Annotated in this window: 17 protein-coding genes; 8 read left to right on the forward strand and 9 right to left on the reverse strand. The window is 75.1% G+C overall.

Going from position 1 to position 22,916, the window contains the following annotated elements; genetic code table 11:
- Nucleotides 1-40 precede the first annotated feature (40 nt).
- From K1Y72_RS23140 to K1Y72_RS23155, 4 genes are all read right to left on the reverse strand, one after another.
- Nucleotides 41-937: an NADP-dependent oxidoreductase gene (locus K1Y72_RS23140; protein ID WP_220168519.1), complete on the reverse strand. Its 897-nt coding sequence runs from the start codon at nt 935-937 to the stop codon at nt 41-43.
- A 49-nt stretch (nt 938-986) separates the two neighbouring features.
- Nucleotides 987-1,736 carry an SDR family oxidoreductase gene (locus tag K1Y72_RS23145; protein WP_220168520.1) on the reverse strand — a complete coding sequence of 250 codons (750 nt, stop codon included), beginning with the start codon at nt 1,734-1,736 and terminating at the stop codon, nt 987-989.
- Nucleotides 1,737-1,848: 112 nt separating this feature from the next.
- The gene (locus tag K1Y72_RS23150) at nt 1,849-3,249 is read right to left on the reverse strand and encodes a DUF1266 domain-containing protein (RefSeq protein WP_220168521.1); all 1,401 of its coding nucleotides are present in this window, start codon (nt 3,247-3,249) and stop codon (nt 1,849-1,851) included.
- A 34-nt stretch (nt 3,250-3,283) separates the two neighbouring features.
- Nucleotides 3,284-4,249 carry a DUF6177 family protein gene (locus tag K1Y72_RS23155; RefSeq protein WP_220168522.1) on the reverse strand — a complete coding sequence of 322 codons (966 nt, stop codon included), beginning with the start codon at nt 4,247-4,249 and terminating at the stop codon, nt 3,284-3,286.
- Between the two features lie 83 nt (nt 4,250-4,332).
- On the opposite strand from K1Y72_RS23155, the gene K1Y72_RS23160 reads away from it, so the two are divergent.
- Nucleotides 4,333-5,787: an LCP family protein gene (locus K1Y72_RS23160; protein WP_220168523.1), complete on the forward strand. Its 1,455-nt coding sequence runs from the start codon at nt 4,333-4,335 to the stop codon at nt 5,785-5,787.
- Nucleotides 5,788-6,076: 289 nt separating this feature from the next.
- Nucleotides 6,077-6,961 carry a glycosyltransferase gene (locus tag K1Y72_RS23165; RefSeq protein ID WP_220168524.1) on the forward strand — a complete coding sequence of 295 codons (885 nt, stop codon included), beginning with the start codon at nt 6,077-6,079 and terminating at the stop codon, nt 6,959-6,961.
- On the opposite strand, the gene K1Y72_RS23170 is transcribed toward K1Y72_RS23165, so the two are convergent.
- From K1Y72_RS23170 to K1Y72_RS23180, 3 genes are read right to left on the reverse strand one after another with little or no spacing between them, the layout of a single operon-like run.
- Nucleotides 6,958-10,362, reverse strand: coding sequence for a YML083C domain-containing protein (locus tag K1Y72_RS23170; RefSeq protein ID WP_220168525.1), 3,405 nt, complete (start codon nt 10,360-10,362; stop codon nt 6,958-6,960). The two genes, K1Y72_RS23165 and K1Y72_RS23170, sit on opposite strands and share 4 nt — an antisense overlap.
- Before the next feature lie 47 nt (nt 10,363-10,409).
- Nucleotides 10,410-11,330, reverse strand: coding sequence for a glycosyltransferase (locus K1Y72_RS23175; protein ID WP_220168526.1), 921 nt, complete (start codon nt 11,328-11,330; stop codon nt 10,410-10,412).
- A complete protein-coding gene (locus tag K1Y72_RS23180; protein ID WP_220168527.1) occupies nt 11,327-12,601 on the reverse strand; it encodes a hypothetical protein in 1,275 nt (424 codons plus the stop codon). The genes K1Y72_RS23175 and K1Y72_RS23180 overlap by 4 nt, the downstream gene beginning before the upstream one ends.
- Nucleotides 12,602-12,784: 183 nt before the next feature.
- On the opposite strand from K1Y72_RS23180, the gene glf reads away from it, so the two are divergent.
- The 5 genes from glf to K1Y72_RS23205 all read left to right on the forward strand — a co-directional run bounded on the left by glf (nt 12,785) and on the right by K1Y72_RS23205 (nt 19,253).
- Complete coding sequence (glf, locus tag K1Y72_RS23185) at nt 12,785-13,954, forward strand: UDP-galactopyranose mutase (RefSeq protein WP_220168528.1); 1,170 nt, start codon at nt 12,785-12,787, stop codon at nt 13,952-13,954.
- Nucleotides 13,951-15,969 (forward strand): glycosyltransferase, encoded by a 2,019-nt coding sequence (locus K1Y72_RS23190; protein WP_220168529.1) that lies wholly within the window; start codon nt 13,951-13,953, stop codon nt 15,967-15,969. The genes glf and K1Y72_RS23190 overlap by 4 nt, the downstream gene beginning before the upstream one ends.
- Nucleotides 15,966-16,868, forward strand: coding sequence for an ABC transporter permease (locus K1Y72_RS23195; RefSeq protein ID WP_308287193.1), 903 nt, complete (start codon nt 15,966-15,968; stop codon nt 16,866-16,868). Before K1Y72_RS23190 ends, K1Y72_RS23195 begins: the two co-directional genes overlap by 4 nt.
- Nucleotides 16,869-17,675 carry an ABC transporter ATP-binding protein gene (locus tag K1Y72_RS23200; protein WP_220168530.1) on the forward strand — a complete coding sequence of 269 codons (807 nt, stop codon included), beginning with the start codon at nt 16,869-16,871 and terminating at the stop codon, nt 17,673-17,675.
- A 78-nt stretch (nt 17,676-17,753) separates the two neighbouring features.
- Nucleotides 17,754-19,253 (forward strand): sulfatase family protein, encoded by a 1,500-nt coding sequence (locus K1Y72_RS23205; protein WP_220168531.1) that lies wholly within the window; start codon nt 17,754-17,756, stop codon nt 19,251-19,253.
- A gap of 7 nt (nt 19,254-19,260) precedes the next feature.
- On the opposite strand, the gene K1Y72_RS23210 is transcribed toward K1Y72_RS23205, so the two are convergent.
- Nucleotides 19,261-20,463 carry a sialidase family protein gene (locus K1Y72_RS23210; protein ID WP_220168532.1) on the reverse strand — a complete coding sequence of 401 codons (1,203 nt, stop codon included), beginning with the start codon at nt 20,461-20,463 and terminating at the stop codon, nt 19,261-19,263.
- The gene (locus K1Y72_RS23215; RefSeq protein WP_220168533.1) at nt 20,460-21,578 is read right to left on the reverse strand and encodes an alpha/beta hydrolase; all 1,119 of its coding nucleotides are present in this window, start codon (nt 21,576-21,578) and stop codon (nt 20,460-20,462) included. Before K1Y72_RS23215 ends, K1Y72_RS23210 begins: the two co-directional genes overlap by 4 nt.
- A 180-nt stretch (nt 21,579-21,758) precedes the next feature.
- Between K1Y72_RS23215 and K1Y72_RS23220 the strand changes: the two genes are divergently transcribed.
- Nucleotides 21,759-22,811, forward strand: coding sequence for a glycoside hydrolase family 43 protein (locus K1Y72_RS23220; RefSeq protein WP_220168534.1), 1,053 nt, complete (start codon nt 21,759-21,761; stop codon nt 22,809-22,811).
- Nucleotides 22,812-22,916 lie beyond the last annotated feature (105 nt).

A 22,916-nucleotide genomic window follows, 5' to 3' on the forward strand; every position in this document is an offset into this window, starting at 1 on the left:
TGTAGCGGCCGCACCGGAGTCGCGTCCCCGCCCCGGCCGGTCAGCCGAGCGTGAGCACGACCTTGTCGCGGATCGCGCCGGAGGCGAGCAGCCGGTGCGCCTCGGCGGCCCGCTCCAGCGGGAGCTCGCGCCGCTCCTTGAGCCGGAGGTCGCCGGCGGCGAGCAGCGGCAGCGCGACGTCGAGGGCGTCCGGCGCCCGGCCGGGGCCCGGCTGCGACATCAGCGCGCCGGCCGCGGCCGCGCCCGCCGGGTCGGCGAGGGTGACCACGCGCGCCGGGTCGCCGGTCGCCGCCACCGCCTCGGCGAGCCCGCCGCGTCCGGCCGCGTCGATCACCGCGTCGACGCGGCCGGCGCGGGCGGCGGCCCGGTCGAACACGCCGTCGCCGTAGGCCACGTGCTCGGCGCCGAGCCCGCGCACGAGCTCCGCGTCGCGCTCGCCGGCCGCTCCGATCACCCGGACGCCCCGGGCGCGGGCGAGCTGCACGACGATCATGCCGACGGAGCCCGCGGCGCCGAGGACGACCAGGGTCTCGCCGGCGGCCGCGCCGATCTCGCGGAGGGTGCCGACGGCGGCCTCCGCCGACGCGGGCAGCGCGGCGGCCGCGGCCCAGCCGACCCCGGCGGGCTTGGCCGACCACACCGGCGTCGCGACCAGCTCGCCGTAGCCGCCCTGGTGCGGCAGGTAGGCGACGACCTCGTCGCCGGGCGCGGCGCCCGCCGTCCCCTCGCCGACCGCCGCCACGACGCCGGCCGCCTCGAAGCCGAGGACCGATCCCGGCCCCTGCGGGAACACCTTCGCCAGGTGCCCCGCGCGGATGTTGAGATCCGTCGGGCCGACGCCCGCGGCCCGCACCCGGACGAGCACCTCGCCCGGCGCCGGCACCGGGTCCGGCACCTCCCGCCACTGGAGCACCTCGGGCTCCCCGAATCCGGTCATCACCATCGCGTACGACATGTGCCTCCCCCTTCTTCCGCTGCGTTCCCGGTCAGATCTGGCTCGCGCCGCCGTCGACGTAGAACTCCGCGCCGGTCACGTAGGAGCTCCGCGGCGAGGCGAGGTAGAGCACCGTGTCGGCGATCTCCTCGGGCGTGCCGAGCCGCCCCATCGGCACCCCCGCCGCGAGGCCCTCCAGCAGCGCCGCGGCCTGCTCGGGCTCGGCCGCGAGGCCGCTCAGCCCGGGCGTGGCGATCGGCCCGGGAGCGATCGCGTTCACCCGGACGCCGCGGCCGACCAGCTCGGCCGCCCAGCTTCGCGCGAAGCTGCGGATCGCGGCCTTGGAGGCCGCGTAGACGCTGAACGACGGGCTGCCCTTGACGTCGATGTTGGACCCGGTGAGCACGATCGAGGCGCCGGGGTTGAGCAGCGGCAGCGCCTTCTGGACCGTGAAGATCGTGCCGCCGACGTTGGCCTCGAAGATGCCGGTGAAGTGCTCCCAGGTGACGTCCTCCAGGGCGGCGAACTCGCCGCCGCCGGCGTTGGCGAACACCGCGTCGAGGCCGCCGCCGCGCGCCGCGACCGCGGCGAAGAGGGCGTCCAGATCGGCCGGCGAGGCGACGTCGGCGCGGACGACGGTGACCGCGTCCCCGAGCTCCTCCCGGACCGCCGCCAGCCGCTCCTCGCTCCGTCCCGCCACCACCACGTGCGCCCCCTCGGCGGCGAACCGGCGGACGACCGCCAGCCCGATGCCCGAGGTCCCGCCCGTGACCAGCGCCGTCCTGCCGTCGAGCTCTGCCATGATGCCCTCCCCTATATATGTACCAAGCGATACAGAAAGGGAGGTTAGCGCGCCGGCCGGCCGGCGTCAAATTTCTGTACCGTCCGATACAGATATGGGGGCGGGGCGGGCGTCAGGACCAGTCGTCGCGCAGGTCCAGGTCCCAGGGGACGAGGTTCCAGGGGCTGAGCGAATCCCCGGTCAGCTCCTCCATCAGCCGGTCGTACTCGGCGCGGGCCTCCTCGTCGGCGCCCGACCAGAGCCGCCGCCCTTGGAGGTAGCAGGTCGCCATGTCCTGCCAGGAGCCGTAGCCGCGCTGGATGTCGCGCGCGAGCGGCAGCATCCTGTCCCAGCAGTAGCGTTCGGTGAGCCAGCCCGCCATGTGGCCCCACCGGTAGAGCATGAGGGCCCGGCTGTAGTCCCAGATGAGGAACCGGCCGGTGTTGGCCCGCAGCCCGGGGTCGGCGAGGACGTCCAGGCGGTGCAGCTCCTCGGCGGCGTGGTCGCGGTCGTTGAACAGCTGCCCGAGGAACTGGGCGAGCGCGGCGCCCTCCTCGCTGGCGTCGGCGCCCGGCTCGTCGCGCAGCAGGGACGGGACGAGCTTGGCGTACACCTCGCCCTCGGTGCCGTAGCGCACCCGGACGAGCTCGATCAGCCGCTCCACGAACGGCGGCTCCATCCGGTCCTCGGCGATCAGGCCGTCCACCTCGCGGAGCAGCCGCGCGTACTCGTCCTGCTCGGCGGCGGGGCGCGCGGCGAGGTCGGCGTCCTGCGCGAAGTCGGCGCGGTGCCCGTCCTGGACGAGCCAGGTGACGGCGGCGAGGAGCTGGTCGAGGTCGTAGACGTTCCACGGCTCCTGCAGCAGCTCCAGCGCGGCGCGCCCGTCGGCGAGGGCGCCCTCGGGGGACGGGTCGCCGCCGAGGCGGTCCAGCCGGAACCCGTTGATCGCCCCGTAGAGCGCGCCCGCGCCGAGGATCCAGCGCTGCACCGGCGTCGCCGGGCCCGGCAGGTGGGGCTCGGAGAGCAGCTCCCAGAGGCGCTCGCGGAACTCCTCGGCGGCGTCGGCCTCGCCGGCGAAGAACGCGGCGATCCGGCGCCGGATCAGCGGGTGCCGCAGGTGGAGCCGCTTGAAGACGCGGCCGCCGCGCCAGGCCAGGTGCGCGGGCTCCAGCTCGGCGAGCGGGACGGTGGCGCCGCGGTAGGCGGCGACGCCCTCGGCGAGCCGGAACTCCACCGCCGGGCGGTCGGGCGCGTAGCGCAGCACCAGCAGCATCGCGAGGACGAGCAGGACCAGCGCCGCGCCCGCGCCGAGCGTCCAGCGCGCCCAGCCGTCCGCGCCCGCGAACGTGAGGGCCGTCCCGGCGAGCATCAGCACGACGCCGCCGACGCCGGCGACCAGGAACCCGACGGTCTCGGAGAGGAGGGAGCCGTCCAGGGCGAGGACGCCCGCGTCCTCGTCGTAGTCGAGGGTGTCCTCGGCGAGGGTGCCGAGGGCGGCGTCCTCGACCGCCCCGAGCCGCCCGCTGTGCCCCATGTGCAGAGAACGTACCCGAAGTCGGGGCGGCGGATCAGTGCCGGAGGTGGGCGAGCAGCGCGCGGTGGCGCTGCCAGCCGTCGGGGGAGCGGCCGTCGCCGAGGGTGAACAGCGTCATCGGGGCGCGCTGCGGCCCGACCTGCTGGGCGGGGATGCCGGCGGGCCCGGCGGCGGCGCCGGCGACGGCGAGCGCGACGGCGGCGGGCGCGCCCGTCCAGCGCGGCTCGGTGGTGAGGTCGGCGCGGCCCGGGGTGAGCTGCACGAACAGCGAGGCGACGGGCTGGTCGGCGGCGAGCGCGGCGACGAGCGAGGGCAGGTGCTGGAGCGGCGGCGGGTCGGCCGGCGCGTACCCGATGACGACCGTGGTCGTCTCGTCGAGGGCGCCGCCGTCGGCCGCGGTGAACGAGCAGATCGCCTGCGCGGGGCGCGGCCCGTCGCCGATGACGAGGACGCGGGCGGTGCGCTCGCGGCGGACGTGCTCGGCGAACATCTCCGGCCGCCACTGGTGCTCCAGCGGCTCGGCCGGGCCCCAGCCCGCGGGCTGCTTGCCGGTGAGGAGCTGCAGCAGCCGGTCGGTCGGGCCGCCGAGGTCGCCGCCGGAGGCGTGCCGGACGCGGTGCACGAGCGAGAGCTGCGCGCCGATCGGCGCCTCGGGGCGGCCGGTGAAGCCCGGCGCGTAGTCGCGGGCGTCGGGCACCGGCGCGAACGCGCCGCCGTCCCAGTGCAGGGGGCGGCCGGTGAGGCCCTCGTAGTAGCCGTCGCCGTCGCGGACCACCCAGTGCACGCCGGCGTCGGGGGAGCCCGGGGCGCCGGGGGTGCCGCCCGCGGCGGCGCGGAGGGCGGGCGAGAGCCGGGACGCGGCCGGCGTGACGATCTCCAGGACGCGGCCGGTGCCCGCGCACTCCCGGGCGGCCCCGGCCAGCCAGGGGCTCATGGCCACCACCGGCCGGTCCTGGAGGACGACCATGGCCCGATCGGTCAGCGCGTCAACGGTGCTCATCGCCTGGCAAGTCTAGACCCGTGGCGAAATGACTTTCCTGTGACCACCGTTCCTGGTGTCCATTCTGTGCTGAAATATCCGCGATGCAGGCGCGACCCGGCACGAGGCGACCCGATCCCGTCAGGGCGCGGGCCCGGCTCCTCTACAGCGACGGCGCCCCGCCGCCACCGGAGCAGCCGGTGCGGGGGCGCTGGTGGCGCGTCCTCGGCGGCCTGTCGATCGCGCTGTCGGCGCTGCTCGTCGCCGGCTCGCTGTCCGCCTACGCCGCCTGGCGCCGGCTGGACGGCCAGATCGCCCGCGAGGACGTGCGGGGGCGGCTCGGCGAGCACCGCCCGCCGAAGCTGAACAGCGCGATGAACATCCTGGTCCTCGGCTCCGACAGCCGAGCCGGCGAGAACGCCCGCTACGGCACCGAGATCGGGCAGCGCTCGGACACCACGATCCTGCTGCACCTGTCGCCCGGCGGCGAGAAGGCCGTCGGGATCAGCTTCCCGCGCGACTCGATCGTGCGCATCCCCGCCTGCAAGAAGCGCGACGGGACCACCGTCCCGGCCCGCACCGACATGATCAACTCGGCGTTCGCGCTGGCCGGGCCCGCCTGCACCTGGCAGACCGTCGAGTCCCTCACCGGCATCCGCATCGACCACTACGTCATGGTCGACTTCGCCGGCTTCAAGCGCGTGGTGAACGCCCTGGACGGGGTGGAGATCTGCGTCGACAAGCCGATCGACGACCCCAAGGCCGAGCTGCACCTGAAGGCCGGCCGCCAGGTGGTGCGCGGCGACGCGGCGCTCGGCTACGTCCGCACCCGCTACGTCCTCGGCGACGGCTCCGACCTCGGCCGGATCAAGCGCCAGCAGGCGTTCATGGGCTCGGTCGTGAAGAAGGCCACCGACCGCGGCATGCTCACCGACCCCGCGCGCACCTACGCCTTCCTGTCGGCGGCCACCAGGTCGCTGCACACCGACGACGCGCTGACGCTGTCGGTGATGCAGAAGCTCGCGAGCGGCCTGCGCGGCCTGAGCGCCGGCAAGGTCCGCTTCGTCACCGTCCCGGTGCGGGCCTACGCCCCGAACCCCGCCCGCGTCGAGTTCGCGCCCGTCCTGTCCCGGCGCCTGTTCACCGCCGTCGCGCACGACAACGCGGTGCCGGAGAACCGGCCCGCCGTCGTGCCGGCGCAGGCGGTGCGGCCGAAGGACGTGCACGTCGCGGTCTACAACGCGACCTACACCGAGGGCGCCGGCGGCGAGGCGGGCGGGCGGCTGGAGGAGGACGGCTTCGACGTCGTCAAGGTCGGCACCAAGCGGCCCGTCGCCGCCCGCACCCGGCTGCTGTTCGGGCCCGGCGCCCGGCCGCAGGCGGCGGCGCTCGCCGCCCGGCTGCCCGGCCTCGCCCCGGCCGCCTACGCGGGCGGCAGGCCCGGCCGCGTCTACCTGATCATCGGCCGGAACGGGCTGCCCGCCGCGGGGCGGACGGCGGCCGTCCCCAAGATCGCCGGGGAGATCCGCGCGGACCGCGACGTCTGTGCGGGCGCCTGAGAGCACAGCCGGTTACGGCCTTGCGAATCGGTCCTCATGTGATCGAAGTGCATTTTGGCGCGGCCGGGCGACCGGTATATTGCGGCGCCATGACCGCATAAGTCCTCTTGGTGGTCGGGTGCCGGTAGCCCGGCGCCGCCCCCCGTCCGGCCCGCCCCGCCGGACGCCCCCGTCCCCCTCACGTGCCCCCCACCGTGCCCCCACCGTGCCCACGCGCTCCGCTCCCTGCGCGCCCCGCTCCACGTCGGCCCGGCGTCACCACGGCCTATGTCCTCCGGAGACGAGACCGATGCCGCTCGAACCCTTCACCCTGCTGATGACCGTCTACGACGGTGATCGGGAGGAGTACCTCCGGGACGCGTTCCGCAGCGCCGTCGACGAGCAGATCCTGCGGCCCGCGCAGGTCGTCCTCGTGCAGGACGGCCCGGTCCCGCCCGAGCTCGCCGTCGCGCTGAAGGAACTGGTCGCCACCTCGCCGGTGCCGGTCACCTTCGTGCCGCTCGCCGCCAACCGGGGCCTCGGCCCCGCCCTCGACGCCGGCCTCGCCGCCAGCCGCCACGACATCGTCGCCCGCATGGACGCCGACGACGTCGCGATGCCGCACCGCTTCCAGGTGCAGGTCCCGCTCGTCCGCGCCGGCGCCGACCTCGTCGGCGCCGGGCTGCTGGAGTTCGGCACCGACCTGGAGGACATCGTCGGCCTCCGCACCCCGCCGAGCGACCCCCTCGACATCGCCCGCTACGCGCGGCTGCACGACCCGTTCAACCACCCGACGGTCGTCTACCGGCGCAGCGCGGTGCGGGCGGCCGGCGGCTACGGCGACCTGCCGCTGATGGAGGACTACTGGCTGTTCGTCCGCATGATCGAGGCGGGCGCCCGCGTCGTCAACGTCGCCCAGCCGCTCGTCTACTACCGCGTCGGCGCCGGCGCCTACGAGCGCCGCGGCGGCCGCGACCTGCTCCGCTCGGAGCTGCGGCTCCAGCGCGAGATGCTGAGGCAGGGCTTCATCACCCGCCCCCAGTACCTGCGCAACGTCACCGTCCGCGGCGGCTACCGCTTCGTCCCGACCGCGATCCGCCGCCCCGTCTACCGCATGGTCGTCGCCCCCTACGGCGCCCGCCGCAACCGCAGGCAGACGGGCGGCGACGCCGCGGCTCCGCGGAACGCGGTCTAGGGCAGCGGGACGCTCCAGAGCAGCGGGACGTCCTCGGCGCGCGCGGCGTCGCGGCCCACGCCGAGCAGCCGGTCGCCGAGCGCGGTGAGCCCGCTGACCTGCTGGTCGCCGGCGCCCGACAGGCCCTTGCCGCCCGGCACGTCGACCTGCCACGCCGAGCCGTCCGCCGACGTCCAGCGCACCACGTCGCTGGCGCCCTGGCGGTCGGTCGTGCCCGTCGCGACGAACCCGCGCGGAGTCGCGGTGAGCGCGTTCAACGACAGGTCGCGGGCGTCGGCCGGCGCGGGGACGCGCACCTCCTTCCAGGTGCGGCCGCCGTCGGCCGAACGGAACCCCAGCGGGGTCAGGCCGGCGGACCCGACCGCGATGCCGAGCGCGACGATCACCTTGTCGCGGGCCGCGACCTGGCCGAGCGAGCCGAGCGCGATCCCGGCGGGCAGCCGCAGGGGGCGGAGCCGCCACTGCCGGCCGTCCTCCGACGTCCACACCGCCGGGCGGGCGCCCTGCCCGGCCGGCGCCCGCAGATCCTGGTAGCCGCCCGCCGCGACGAACCCGAACGGGCCGCCGGCCGCGGCGCGCAGCCACCGGTTGGAGCGGCCCGCCGCGGTCAGGTCGTCACGGGCGACGCCCCGGCCCCGCTGCCAGGAGCGCAGGTCCGAAGAGAACCAGACCGCACCCGACAGGCCGTCCTCGCCGACGACGACGTAACCGGACTTGTTCGCGGCCGCCCCGTAGGTGGCGAGCGCCATCCGGCCGCGCTGGGCGAACACGCCCGCCTTGTCGGCGCTCCGCCAGGACAGGCCGTCGGCCGAGGTGACCACCAGCGGGTGGCGCGGCTGCTCGCCGCCGTCGCCGACCGCGACCCAGCCGGCAGGGCCGCCCGCAACGCTCTGCAAACGCTGGATCGCCGGACGTTCCGCACCGTCGATCCGGCCGCGCGTCCAGGTCGTGCCGTCGGCGGACGTCCACGCCGCCGCGTCGCCGTTCGAGCCGCCCACCGCGACGGCCTTCGCGCCGACCGCCGCGACGGCGGACACGCCGAGGTCGCGGTGGAACGCGCCGGCGATCTTCGTGGGGTCGACCGGGACGGCGGTGCCGGCCCGGTCCCAGACCGACAGCAGCGCGTCCGTGTCGTCGGAACGGGCGTCGTGGCCGACCGCGACGGTCGTCTGCGCGGTCACGGCGGTGCCCATCAGCAGCCGCCCCGACGCGTTGACGAGCGATCCGGCGTCCTGCCAGGAGCGGCCGTCCGCGCTCCGCATCACCAGCGTGTCGCGGCCCCGCGTGACGAGCGCGGTGTAGCCGCCGTCGCCCGCCAGCAGGCGCTGCGTCTGCCGGAACCCCGACGCCCGCAGCCGCCCGCCGGTCTTCCAGGACTTCCCGTCGGAGGACAGGTAGGCCTGCCCGCCCGCGCTGGTGTCGCGGACCGCGATGAAGCCGTCCCGGCCGCCGCCGATCGTGAGGCCGCGGCTGCCCTTCGGGGCGGGGACGCCCGCCGGCGCCCACCGGCGGCCGCCGTCCGACGACACCCACACCCGCCGGAACGTGCCCTTCTTGCCGAGGTCGACCGAGCTCTCCAGCAGCGTCGTGCCGCCGGCCGCGGCGACCTCCAGCAGCGACAGCGCGCCCTTCGCCGCGGGCAGCCCCACCTGCCGGCCGAACCGCGTCTCCCAGTTCTGGCCGTCGCCCGACAGCCAGACGGCGGGCTCGGCGTCGGAGAAGTCGCCCCGCGCCGAGTGCGCGCCGATGGCGAGAAAGCCGTCGTCGGTCGCGATGATGCGCTGCACCCGGGTGCTCGGGCCGAACACGTCGCCGGCGGAGTCGGCGAGGCGGCGCCAGGCGCGGCCGTCGTCGCTCGTCCACACCGCGCCGCCCCCGCCGGAGCGCGATCCGATCGCGACCCAGCCGTGCCGGTCACCGCCCGCCACCATCCGCGGCACCTCGCCGGAACCGGGCTCGCCGCCGTCGGCGCTCTTGACCGACGCGGCCTGGAAGGTGCGGCCGCCGTCCGCCGACACCAGGAAGACGCCCCGGAAGGCGGCCGGATCGATCTCACTGCCGACCGCGACGACCGTGGTGCCGGACGCGGCGGCGTCGCTCAGCTCCTGCCCCCGCCCGTCCGCGCGGGCGGCGGGATCGACGGGGAACAGCGCGGCGCCCGTGCGGACGCCCGCGGCCGGCTCCTGACCGCCGTCGTCGCCGTCGTCCTTCAGCACGTAGAACCCGCCCGCCGCGACGAGCGCCGCGAGCGCGAGCCCCCCGCCGACCCCGAAGACGACCTTCTTGCCCTTGCCGCCCCGCCGCTTCTTCGGCGCCGCCTGGTTCAGCCACGGCTCGGCGACGACCGGCGGCGCCTCGCTCGCCGTGGGCGACGACGACGGCCGCGGCCCGCGCGCCAGCGGCGCCGCCATGTCGGACCGCGTCATGTCGGCCCGCGTGGCCTGCCCCGACACCTGCCCGGGGATCTCCTGCGCCCACGGGAAGGGCTCGGGCGCCTTCTGCCGCGAGGCCTGCCCGGGGATCTCCTGTGCGTACGGGAACGGCTCGGCCGGAGCTTGGCCGGGAATCTCCTGCGCGTAGGGGAACGGCGTGGGCGTCTGCGCGGGGCTCTCCTGCGCACGGAAGGACGCCGGAGGCTGCGGCTGCTGCCGGGGGATCTCTTGGGCGTAGGGGAACGGTTCGGGCGCGGACGGCTGGGCGGTGTTCTCCTGCGTGTAGGGGTAGGCGGGGGGCGGTGGTGCCTGGCCCGGGATTTCCTGCGCGTAAGGGAACGGGGCAGGCGGCTGCGCAGGGCTTTCGTGCGCGGCAGGGGAAGCCGGAGGCTGCTGCGACTGGCCGGGGACCTCCTGCGCGTAGGGGAAGGCCGGAGGCTGGGGCTGCTGGTTCGGGGCCGGCTGCGCGTACGGGAACGGCGGGGGCGTCGAGTGGCCCTGGTCCTGCTGCTGCTGCGGGCCGGCCGAGAGGCCGCCGCGGAGCTCCTGCTTGGTCGTCGGGCGGTTCTCGCTCTCCTCGGCGGGGCGGCGGCCGGCGACGTGTTTCATCGTCGCGGGCTCCTCCTCGGCGGGCGCGGGGGGCGGGGCGCTGCCGACGAGCGTCGCGTCGTGCGGGTTGGAGCCCGGGACGTGCTTGTGCGTGGGGCGGTCCTCGTCCTCCTGCGCGGGCGCAGGCGCGGGCGCGGGGAGGGGGACGCTGCCGACGAGCGTCGCGTCGTGGGGGTTGGTACCCGGGGTGTGCTTGGTGGTCGGGCGGTCCTCGTCCTCGTCGTCGCCGGGGGGCGGCGGCATGGCGGGGAGGAGGTCCTGGGGCTGGGCGGCGGCCGCGTCGAGCCAGCGCGGCGGCGGGAGAGCGCTCGCCGGGTCCTGCTCGGTGCCGTTCTCGTCCGGCGTTCCGTGAGAGGTCACGCCGCCCTCCGCATGGTGTCGAGGAGCTGGGTCGGGGTGGGGAAACGCTAGGGATCATAGCGAGGCGAAGCGGACGAAATGACGTCCTCGGTGGCGCGCGGTCCCCGCCGCAGGCCGTCGCGCAGACCGTCGCGCAGGCCCCGCCGCAGCGTGCCCCGGTCGGCCGATCCGGCGTAGGTGCGGGCCCACCGCCGCAGCGTCGCGCCGGCGTAGAGGGCGCGCTCGCCGGGGGCGAGCCCGCGGCTGCGGGTGAACAGCCACAGCTTGTTGCGCACCTCGAAGTAGAAGCGGTCGCCCGGGTCGGCCTCGGCGTCGCCGAACACGCGGGTCTTGTGCACGACGACGCTGGCCGGGCAGCGCAGCCCGACGCGGCCGCGCAGCAGCCGGGTGGTGAACTCGAAGTCGTCGTTCCACAGGAAGTAGTCGGCGAGCGGCAGCCCGCCCGCGCGCACCGCGCCCGCGTCGACCAGCACCGACACGAACGACGCCGACCGCACCGGCGTGCAGCCCGCGGCGGCGGCCTCGGCCAGCTCGGCGGCGGACGCGCCGGGCTTGACGCGCGGGGTGTTCATCGGATGATCGCGGCCGTCGGTCCACAGCACCCGGCTCGCGACGAGCGCGGGCGCGCGGGCGGCGCGCGCGCGAGCGTCCAGCAGCGCGCCGAGCGCGCCCGGCTCGGGGACGGTGTCGTCGTCCAGCAGCCACAGCAGGTCCGCGCCGCGCTCCAGGGCGCGCGCGATGCCCGCGGCGAAGCCGCCCGCGCCGCCGATGTTGCGGGACAGGACGACGAGGTCGGTGCCGCCGAACCGTTCCCGGACGAGGTCGGCGCTGCCGTCGGCGGAGGCGTTGTCCACCACCACGACCAGGTCGGGCGGCCGGTCCTGCGCGCCGACGGCGGTGAGCGCCTCGGCGAGCAGCGCGCGCCGCTCGTGGGTGACGACGACGGCCGCGACGCGCTCGCCGGTCATCGCTCCGCGCCCCGTACCGACAGCAGCGGCCCCGGCTCGGGCTCGGCGTCGGGGTCGGGCGGCGGGGGCGGCTCGATGCCGCGCAGCCGCTCCACCATGTGCCAGTAGCCGACCCGGACGCGCCACACCGCCGGGTTGCGCTCGCTGAGGTGGCGGGCCATCAGCTTCGGCAGCGCGGTGCGCTCCTGCTCGGCGCGCGCCGCGCGCAGCTCGGCGAGCTCGGCGCGGAGCGCGGCGACCTCGTCGAGCAGCCCGAGGACGGTGTGCGCGGCGGTGTCCAGCAGCTCGGCGTCGGCCGGCGCGGATCCGACGTCCGCCGGAGCGGGCGAGGGCAGCAGCTCGGCGAGGTCGCCGACGACGTCGTGGCCGGCGGCGCGCACCCCGGCCACGAGTTCCGCCGCCCGCTCGGCGGCCCAGGCGCGCCGGGCCGCGGGCAGCCGGACGCGGCCCGGCGCGCCGCGCCCCGGCAGCAGCCGGACCGCCAGCACATCGGTGACGAGCCGGTGGTAGAGCCACATCGGCGCGTCCGGGTCGACGGCGTGGTTGACGCGGCGCAGCAGCTCGGTCTCGGCGTGGCTGAGGGAGGCGTTGGTGCGTGCCTCGGTGAGGTCGGCGACGGCGGGGTCCACACCGATCAGCCCGGCGAACCGCTCCCAGAGCAGCTCGCGCGGTGCCGCCGGGCCCGGCAGCGTCAGCACGTGGACGCGTTCGGGCGGCACGTGCGGTGTCCAGCGTGCCAGCACGGCGGGGATGTCGTGCACCTGCCAGAACCAGGCGGCGGCCGCCTCGTCGCGCGGCCCGTCGGCGACCTCGGCGAGCCACTGGTCGAAGCCGTAGAGGTAGCGGTGCTTGACGTACTCCTGCCACTCCGACGGCAGGAGCCCGGCGAGGTCGCGCGCCGAGTAGACGACGTGCACCTCGCAGGGGGCGAGGGAGGCGACGGCGCGCGCGGCCCGCTCGGCGGTCACCGCGCAGAGCACCTCGCTGGACACGACGGCGGCGCGGGCTTCCGAGGCGGTGATCTCGGCGGCGAGCGCGTCCCAGGCGCCGGTCCAGTCCTGCATCGGGTCGTCCGGTTCGCGCTCGACGCCGCGCAGGTCGCGGGTGGCGCGCACGTGCGCGCCGAACGAGCCGCCGGGCAGGAGGACGCCGTGCTCGGCGAGGGCCTCGGCGTTGCCCCAGAGGAGGCCCTGGAGGAACGTCGTGCCGCTCTTGGGGGCGCCGACGTGCAGGTAGACCGTCGGCGGACGGGCGGCGGGGGGCACGGTCACCTGCGCTACTCCTGGGGGTGCGACGCCGGGGACGGACTGTCATCTTGACGGCATTTGACCGGTTCGACTGATCGGCCGGCCGGGGCCTCGGTATTTTAGCCCCGCAAAAGCCTCAAGACTCCCAAAGCCTCCATTCCCTCCACCGCGACGCCCCCCGCTCCCCGCGTCGTAGAAAGCCGAGCCGTGAACGTCGACCTTGTCGTGGCGGGTGCCGGTTTCTTCGGCCTCACCGTCGCCGAACGCTGCGCCGCCGACCTCGGCCTGCGCGTCCTGGTCCTGGACCGGCGCGGCCACATCGGCGGCAACGCCTACAGCGAGCCCGAGCCCGAGACCGGCATCGAGATCCACCGGTACGGCGCGCACCTGTTCCACACCTCCAACGAGCGGGTCTGGGAGTACGCGAACCGGTTCACCGACTTCACCGGCTACCAGCACCGGGTGTTCACCACCTTCAAGGGCCGCGTCCACCCGATGCCGATCAACCTCGGCACGCTCTGCTCCTACTTCGGCCGGTCCTTCACCCCCGACGAGGCGCGCGCGCTGGTCGCCGAGCAGGCCGCCGAGATCACCGACCCGGCCAACCTGGAGGAGAAGGCGATCTCGCTGATCGGGCGCCCCCTCTACGAGGCGTTCATCCGCGGCTACACCGCGAAGCAGTGGCAGACCGACCCGCGCGAGCTGCCCGCCGAGGTCATCACCCGGCTCCCGGTCCGCTACACCTTCGACAACCGCTACTTCGGCGACCGCTACGAGGGCCTGCCGGTGGACGGCTACACCGCCTGGCTGGAGCGGATGGCCGACCACCCGAACATCGAGGTCCGGCTCGGCACCGACTTCTTCGACGTCCGCGCGGACGTCGCCGGCGGCGTCCCGGTCGTCTACACCGGCCCGCTGGACCGCTACTTCGGCTACGCCGAGGGCGACCTCGGCTGGCGCACCCTGGACTTCGAGACCGAGGTCATCGCGACCGGCGACTTCCAGGGCACCCCCGTCATGAACTACGCCGACGAGGACGTGCCCTACACCCGGATCCACGAGTTCCGGCACTTCCACCCCGAGCGGACCCACTACCCGGCCGACCGGACCGTCATCATGCGCGAGTACTCGCGCGCGGCGGACCGCGACGACGAGCCGTACTACCCCGTCAACACCGCGCGGGACCGCGAGCGCCTGCTGCGCTACCGGGAGCGGGCCGCCCGCGAGGACGGCGTCCTGTTCGGCGGCCGCCTCGGCACCTACCAGTACCTGGACATGCACATGGCCATCGCCAGCGCGCTCTCGATGGTCGACAACAGGCTGCGCCCCCACTTCACCGAAGGGGTGCCGCTCACCGGCGGAGGGATCGACCGATGACCACCGAGCAAGGGACCGGGGACCTGCGGGTCCTGCACCGGGTCGTGATGCCCGCCGAGCGCGACTTCGACGTGCTGAAGCTCTACGTCGACGGCAACGCGGTGTTCGGCCGCCGCACCGCCGACCTCAGCACCGCCGCCGAGCGGGTCCTGGCCGAGCAGGCCGCGCCCGCGCCCGGGACGGCGGGCGCGTTCCGGCCCTCGTCCAAAGACGACAGCGCCGAGATCGTCGGGCGCCGCAGCATCGTCGTGCCGTCCGGCGCCCGGGTCTCGTTCTGCAGCTACTTCAACGCCTTCCCGGCCGGGTACTGGCGCCGCTGGAGCACCGTCGAGGACGTCCGGCTGCGCGTCCGGGTCCGCGGCGAGGCGACGATCCTCATCTACCGCTCCACCGGCAAGGGCCACCTGGAGCGGATCCGGTCGCTGCACGTGGACTCCGACACCCCCGTCGAGCGGACCGTCGACCTGCCGCTCGCGCCCTTCATCGACGGCGGCTGGTACTGGTTCGACATCGTCGCCGACGGCCGCACCGCCGTCCTCGACGCGGCCGACTGGTGCGCCGTCACCGACGGCGCCGCGCCCGGCACGGCGACGCTCGGCATCACCACCTTCAACCGGCCGAAGTTCTGCGTGGAGCAGCTCACCGCGCTCGCCGCCGCCGGGGACGTGCTGGACGCCGTCGACGAGATCCTCGTCGTCGACCAGGGCACCGACCGCGTCGAGGACCACCCCGACTTCCCCGCCGCGGCCGCCGCCCTCGGCGACCGGCTGCGCATCATCGACCAGGCCAACCTCGGTGGCTCGGGCGGCTTCGCCCGCGTCATGCACGAGACCGTCGAGGCCGGCCGCAGCACCTACGCGCTGCTGCTCGACGACGACGTCATCCTGGAGCCCGAGGGCATCCTGCGCGCCGTCACCTTCGCCGACCTCGCCCGCGGCCCGGTCATCGTCGGCGGCCACATGCTCGACCTGTACAACCGGTCGGTGCTGCACGTGTACGGCGAGGTCATCGCCCGCTACCGATGGTGGATGGTGCCCGCCCCGCACACTCACCTCGGCCACGACCTCGCGCACCACCCGCTGCGGCACACCCCGTGGCTGCACCGCCGCGCCGACGTCGAGTACAACGCCTGGTGGATGTGCCTGATCCCGGTCGAGGTCATCCGCAAGATCGGGCTGTCGCTGCCGTTCTTCATCAAGTGGGACGACATCGAGTACGGGCTGCGCGCCAAGGCCGCCGGCATCCCGACGGTGTCGCTGCCCGGTGCCGCCGTCTGGCACGTGCCGTGGCACTCCAAGGACGTCATGACCGACTGGCAGGCGTACTTCACCGAGCGGAACCGCATCGTCACCGCGCTGCTGTACTCGCCGTACGAGCGGGGCGGGAACATGCTCAAGGAGAGCCTGTTCATCACCGTCAAGCACGCCCTGGCGATGCAGTACTCGACGGCCGAGCTGATGCTCCTCGCCATCGAGGACGCGCTGAAGGGCCCGCAGGACCTGCACCCGTCCATCCACACCAAGATGGGCGAGCTCCGGGAGCTGCGCGCCAGGTACGTCGACGCGCGCGCGAAGTCCGACCTGGACGCGTTCCCCGCCGTGCGGCGCCGCAAGCCGCCGCGCAAGGGCCGCGACGTCACCCCGCCCCGCAACCGGCGCGCCATGTTCCAGACCGCGATCCTCGGCGGCCTCCGCCAGCTCCAGCCGGTCGGGCCGCACCCGAAGAACCACCCCGAGGCGGTCGTCCCGCACGTCGACCAGACCTGGTGGCTGCTCACCAAGTTCGACAGCGCGCTCGTCTCGTCGGCCGACGGCACCAAGGTGGCCTGGTACCAGCGCGACAACCAGGAGTTCTGGTCGCTGATCCGGCGCGCGACGGCGCTGCACGCCCGCCTCGGCCGCGACTGGGACCGGCTGAGCCGCGCCTACAAGGAGGCGCTGCCCGCCCTCACCTCGCCCGAGGAGTGGGCCGGCACCTTCGCGAAGGCGGCCGAGGACCGGGGCGCCGGGCGGTGACCGCGCTCTCGGGGGAGCCGGCCGCCGCGAACGCGCTGCCGGACCCGGCGGGCCTGCCGGACCTGATGGAGCCGGGACGCGGCGGCGGCCTCGCGGACGTGTTCCGCCGCCGCTACCTGCTGCGCCTCATCGTGCGGCGCGAGCTGCGCGCGCGCTACCAGGGCTCGGTGCTCGGCATGGGCTGGTCGTACGTGCGGCCCGCCGCCAACTTCGCGGTGTTCTTCTTCGTCGTCGGGATCTTCCTGGGGATGAGCAGGAACGTCGAGCACTTCCCGATCTTCATGTTCTCCGGGCTGATCCTGGTCTCGTTCTTCAACGAGACGCTGATCAACGCGACGCACTCGGTGCTCGGCAACGCGCCGCTCGTCCGCAAGGTCTACCTGCCGCGCGAGCTGTTCCCGGTCGCCTCGCTGCTCGTGTCGGTCGTGCACCTGGTGCCCGGCGTCGCCATCCTGCTCACCGCCGCGGTCATGTGGGGGTGGACGCCGTCGGCGCTCGCGCTCGGCTCGGCCGCGCTCGGCTTCGCGATCGTGGCGGTGCTCGGCATGGGCCTCGGCCTGCTCGGCGCCGCGCTGCACGTGTTCTACCGCGACACCGACAAGGTGGTGGACATCGCGACGCTGCTGGTCACCTGGTCCGTCCCGATGATCTACCCGTGGCACGTGGTGCGCGACAGCTCGCCCGGGTGGGCGCTCGACCTGTACCTGGCCAACCCGGTCGCCGAGGCGGTGCTGCTGTTCGAGCGCGCGTTCTGGTGGCCGACCACCGACCGCACCTTCGCGTTCCCGCCGCACCTCACCCGCGACGCCCTGATCACCCTCGCGCTGGCGGTGCTGCTGCTCGGCCTCGGCCAGTACGCGTTCGCCCGCCTGCAGCGCCGCTTCGCCGAGGAGCTCTAGATGGCCGAGCCCGCCCCGACCGCCGCCGCCACCGCTCCCGCCGCCGGCGCGCCGTCCGCCGTCCTGGTGGAGGCGGTCACCAAGCGCTTCACCCTGCGGCACGCCCACTCGATCAAGAACATGAGCATCCGGGCGCTGCGCCGCGAGCCGCTGCGCGAGCGGTTCACCGCGCTCGACGAGGTGTCGCTGGACGTCGCGATCGGCGAGTCGGTCGCGCTGCTCGGGGTGAACGGCTCCGGCAAGAGCACCCTGCTGAAGATCATTTCGGGGGTGCTGCCCCCGGACGGCGGGCGGGTGCGCGTCCGCGGCCGGCTCGCCGGCCTGATCGAGGTCGGCGCGGGCCTGCACCCCGACCTCACCGGCCGCGAGAACATCTTCCTGAACGGCGCCATCCTCGGCATGGACCGCGCCGAGACGCTCGCCAAGTACGACGCGATCGTGGAGTTCGCCGACATCGGCCGGTTCCTGGACCAGCCCGTCCGGTTCTACTCCTCCGGCATGTTCATGCGGCTGGCGTTCTCCATCGCCGCCCACACCGACCCCGACGTCTTCCTCATCGACGAGGTCCTCGCCGTCGGCGACCCGCTGTTCCGCGAGAAGTGCATCCAGCGGCTCGGCGAGTACAAGGCGAGCGGCCGCACGATGGTCATCGTCGCGCACGACGTCACGCTGCTCCGCTCCCTGTGCACCCGCGGGGTGTTCCTGGAGAACGGCCGGGTGCTGTGGGACGGCGACATCGACACCGCCGCCGACCTCCTCGTCACCAAGCGCCGGGAGCGCCGCGCCGCCGCCCGGGCGGCCCGGTGACCGTCCCCGCGCGCCCGCGCGGCGGCGGCGCCGTCCCGCGCGTGCCCTAGGGTTGTTCGCGATCTTGGAGGGGGTGCGATGGCCCGGGGAGACGCCCGACGCCTGCTCGCCGCGCTCGCGGCGCTGGTGCTGCTGGCGCCGGGGTGCGGGACGCCGGCCGGCAAGGCGGTGCCGAAGGCGCGCTCCAAGACGACGCCGGCCGCGCCCGCCGAGCGGCCCAACATCGTCTACATCCTCACCGACGACCTGTCCTGGGACCTCGTCCAGCACATGCCCAACGTGCGGAAGCTCCAGGCGCGCGGCATGACGTTCGACAACTACTTCGTGGCCGACACACTGTGCTGCCCGTCGCGCGCCACGATCCTCACCGGCCGGTACCCGCACAACACCGGGGTGCTCACCAACGACCCGCCGAGCGGCGGCTTCCAGGTCTTCAACGACCGCGGCAACGAGCAGAACACCTTCGCCGTCGCCCTGCAGAAGGCGGGCTACCGGACCGCGCTCATGGGCAAGTACCTGAACGGCTACGAGCCCACCGAGAAGCAGGGCGCCTCCCGCACCTACGTGCCGCCCGGCTGGACCGAGTGGCAGGTGACGGGGCTCGGCTACGCCAACTACAACTACAACCTGAACGGCAACGGCGTCCTCACCCATTACGGGCGGGCGCCGCAGGACTACCTGAACACCGTCATCACCGGCAAGGGCGTGGACTTCGCGAACCGGTCGCTGGACGCGAAGCAGCCGTTCCTGCTGGAGATGTCGACCTTCTCGCCGCACGCGCCCGCGACCCCGGCCCCTCAGGACGCCAAGGCGTTCGCGAATCTGCGGGCGCCGCGCACCCCGGGCTTCAACGAGCCCGACATCTCCGACAAGCCGAGCTGGCTGCGCAAGTACCCGCGGCTCCGGCCGCGCCAGGTCCGCGACATCGACGGCGCCTACCGGCAGCGCGTCCGCGCCGTCCAGTCGGTCGACCGGATGATCGGCGGCCTGATGGCCGCGGTGGACGCCAAGGGCGCGGCCGCCGACACCTACTTCGTGTTCAACTCCGACAACGGCTACCACCTCGGCCAGCACCGGCTGGAGGAGGGCAAGCTCACCGCCTACGACACCGACATCAAGGTGCCGCTGATCGTCGCCGGTCCCGGGGTGAGGCCCGGGAGCGTCGAGAAGCGCTTCGCGCAGAACACCGACCTCTGCCCGACGTTCCAGGCGATGGCCGGCCTGACACCGCCCGACAGCGTGGACGGCAGCTCGCTGCTGCCGCTGCTGCACAGCGACCCCGTGACGTCCTGGCGGACGACCGCCTACATCGAGCACACCGGCCCCAACTACCGCAGGAGCGACCCGGACCTGCCGCGCAAGTACGGCGGCAACCCGCCGACGTACCGGGCCGTCCGCACCGCCAGCGAGCTGTACGTCGAGTACGAGAACGGCGACCGCGAGTACTACGACCTCGCCCGCGACCCCTACGAGCTCGGCAACATGTACGGGCAGGCCCCCGAGGCCCGCAAGGCCGAGCTGCGCTCGGCCCTCCAGTCCTACCGCACCTGCACCGGCCTGGCCTGCCGCAACCTGTGACCGCAGGTCAGCGCAGGAGGGGGAGGGCGGCGGTGTAGGCGCGGCAGGTGCCGCCGTCGGGGCGCGTCGCCGCCTCCAGCAGGCCCTGCCCGGACGCGACGGGCAGCAGCGCCGAGCTGTAGTTCGCGCACACCAGCTCGGCGGCGGTCGGATTGGCGGAGAAGGGGACGCGGACCGGCGCCGGCTCGGCGAGCCAGCGCCCCGCCGGCCCGGTGGCGACGTTGGTGAAGACGGTCGTGCCGCTCGCCGCCCGGTCGAGGCGGCCGCGCGCGTCCCGGACCAGGCCGCCGACGAGCAGCACCCGGCCGCCGGGCAGCAGCGCCAGCGTCGGCGCGTGGAACAGCGTCCGGCCCCCGACGTCGCGGGGCGTCACGGCGGGCCCCCACGCCTGCCCGTCGGGCGAGGTCCGCAGGCGGACCCCGCAGCCGGACCGCCCGCACAGCTCGTAGGCCATCAGGTAGGTCCCCGACGGCAGCCGCCGCACCACCGGCATCCCGGGCCGGTCCCGCGGCCCGCCGCCGACGAGGATCCGGCGCGGCCCCCAGGTCGCGCCGCCGTCCCCCGACGTCACCGAGGCGATCACCTGCGGGTGGCCGCGGACGGTCTCGTCGGAGAAGAGGCAGACGAGCCGGCCCGCCGCGTCCAGCGCGAGCTCGGGCTCCCAGAGGCCCCGGTCCCAGCGGGTGCCCGGCGGCGCCTCCGCGCAGCTCGACAGGTACGCCCAGGTGCGGCCGCCGTCGGTGCTGCGCCACACCCGCAGCGCGGCGCGGCGGCCGGGCGCGCGGTTCTTCATCCCGGTCGTGGCCGCCCACAGCAGCACGCCGGGCGACGGCTCGAACGGCGCCCCGCAGCAGCCGCCCCGGCCCTGCGCGGCGGCCGAGTCGGACAGCGCGGACAGCGGCGCGAAGGTGCGGCCCTCGTCGGCGCTCGCGTAGAAGCGGACGGTGTCGGTGATGCCGCCCGCCGGGCCCGTCATGACGCTCAGCAGGACGCGGCCGTCGCGCAGCCGCAGCAGCCTCGGGTACATCGCGGTACCGCCGTCCAGGAGCCGTTCGCCGAGCGCGGCGAACGGGCGCCGCGGCGCGGGCGCCCCCGCCACCGCGCCCGCCGCGGCCTTCGCGCCTCGTCCCGGCTCCTCCGCCGCGCCGCTCGCGCAGGCGGCGGCGAGCAGCGCGGGCAGCAGGAGCAGGACGGCGGCCCGGCGCCTCACGTGGCCCGCAGCCGCGCGCCCATCCAGCGCAGCACCCCGGGCAGCACCCGCTCCCATGTCTGGAAATTGTGCCCGCCGCTGTCCAGCACGATCGAGGTCGCGCGCATCGGCGGTTTCACCAGGGACAGGAACCGGAGCGTGCCCTCCTTGTTGCGCTCGCCCTGCTCGCTCGTGGTGACCAGCACCGACACCGGCGGGGACGGCAGGTGCTCCAGCCGCCAGAACAGGTCGCTCTCGTCGCGGACGGCCTGGCTGCCGCCGTACAGCTCGCCCGTCGTCAGGTCCTTGATCGCGCCGTAGTAGCCCGACAGCGACGCCGCCGCCGCGAACACGTCGGAGTGGCGCATGGCGAGCTTCAGCGAGCAGTAGCCGCCGGTGGAGATGCCGAACAGCCCCCACCCGGCGCGCTCCGGCGCCGTCCGGTACGCCCCGCGCAGCGCCTCGGGCAGGTCCTGGGCGAAGAACGTCGCGACCTGCGGGCCGCCCGGCACGTCGTTGCACTCGGTGTCGCGCTCCTGCCCGACGACGGGCCGCAGCATCATGTAGATCATCGGCGGGACGCGGCCGGCCCGCGTCTCGGCGAGCACGGTCGCGGGCACCTTCACCTGCGTGACGAGGTTGCGGACCGCGCCGGGGTAGCCGCTCAGCACGATGGTGACGGGGAACCGCCGGTGCCGGGCGGACACCGCGAAGTACTGCGGCGGCAGGTACACGTAGCCGTGCGCGTGCAGGCCCGAGCGGGCGCCCTGGACGTCCACGGTCCGCAGCTCGCCGTTCTGCTCCGGCGTGCCGCCGACCGAGGCGTCCGGCGGGCGCGCGACGATCCGGGACGTCGCGCCGGCGCCGCCCTCCTGCCGGTCGACGCGGCCGCCGCCGTCCGCCGTCGCGATCAGCGGCAGCTCGCCCCACGAGGCGTAGAACGCGAAGTGCCGGTTCACCGCGGCCAGCACCGTCAGGCAGAGCAGCACCTGGCAGCCCGCGAGGACGGCGAGCCGCGCCGCGCCCGCGCGCCAGCCGGCCGCCGCGAGCGCGCGCCACCACCGCAGCGTCCCGGCGAGCGCCGCGACCACCAGGGCGGACAGCAGGACGAGCAGCGGGAGGCCGGTCAGGGACACGCGGCTCCTCCGGGGGAGATCGGCGGCGGGGCCATGCGCCGGACCCTACCGGCAGGAAGATCGGCCGCGCCGGGGCGGTGGGCTGTCCGGGGTCGGCCAGCGGCCCCCGACCGGCTGCGGGCCGCGGACGATCACGACTAGCCTGCCCGCGTCCGGTCAAGATCGATGTGGAGGCCCCCCGTGCCGCTCCCCGCCCGCCAGACCGCCGCCGTGGCCGCCGCCGCGCTGCTCGCGGGCGGCCTCGCCGCCTGCGGCGGCGGCGCGCCCCCCGCCCACCTGTCGGGTGCGGCCGCCGCGGCCGTCGCCGCCAAGCCGAAGCTCGTCGTGCCGGTGAACTTCCCCGACCCCGACGTGCTGAGGGCCGGCACGGGCTTCTACGCCTACGCCACCAACGCCGGCGGGAAGAACATGCCGGTCGCGAGCGCCGCGTCCGCGAAGGGGGCGTGGACGGTGCGCGCCGCCGACGGGCTGCCGAAGCTCGGCGCCTGGGCCGCCAAGGGGCGCACCTGGGCGCCGGACGTGTCCCGCCGCGCCGACGGCAGGTACGTCCTCTACTACACCGCGCACCACAAGGCCCGGAACCAGCAGTGCCTCGGCGTCGCGCTGGCGACGTCCCCGGCCGGGCCGTTCACGCCCGTCGGCAAGAGCGCGCTCGTCTGCGGCGCGCCCAAGGGCGCCACCCACGGCGCGCTGCGCGGCGAGATCATCGACGCCTCGTCGTTCGTGGACGGCGGCAGGCGCTACCTGCTCTACAAGGTCGGCTACAACGCCTACGGCAAGACCTCGTTCCTGGCGCTCCAGCGGATGAGCGCCGACGGCCTCACCAAGGTCGGCGCCGCGAAGGTCGTGCTGACCCAGACCACCGAGCCCTACACCGTCGAGGCGCCCGACCTGGTCCGCGCCGGCAAGCGGTTCGTGCTGTTCTACGCCGCCGGGGTGTTCAGCAAGAACAACTACCAGACCCGCTACGCGGTGGCCTCGAAGGTCGGCGGCCCCTACCGCAAGGCGGCGAAGCCGCTGATGACGACCGCCGGCCTCGGCCGGCAGGTCAACGGGCCGGGCGGCGCCGGCGCCGTCTACGACGCGGGCGCCTGGCGGATCTTCTTCCACGGCGCGATCGTGCCGGGCGCGCACCCGCACCCCGATCCGGCGGCGCAGCCGAAGAACCTGGTCCGCGGGATGTACGTCGCGGACCTGAAATGGACGTCGGGCGGGACGCCGTACGTGCGGTGACCCGGTGGCGGCGCGACGCGCCGGGGAAAGTGGCCGGATGTGGCCAGGTTGGTGTCCCTGGTGTCCGTTCCTTCCCGCAGGTGGCCATGGTGACCGAATTGCTGG

This window comes from Actinomadura parmotrematis (assembly GCF_019458805.1).
In the GTDB taxonomy this organism is placed as follows: domain Bacteria; phylum Actinomycetota; class Actinomycetes; order Streptosporangiales; family Streptosporangiaceae; genus Spirillospora; species Spirillospora parmotrematis.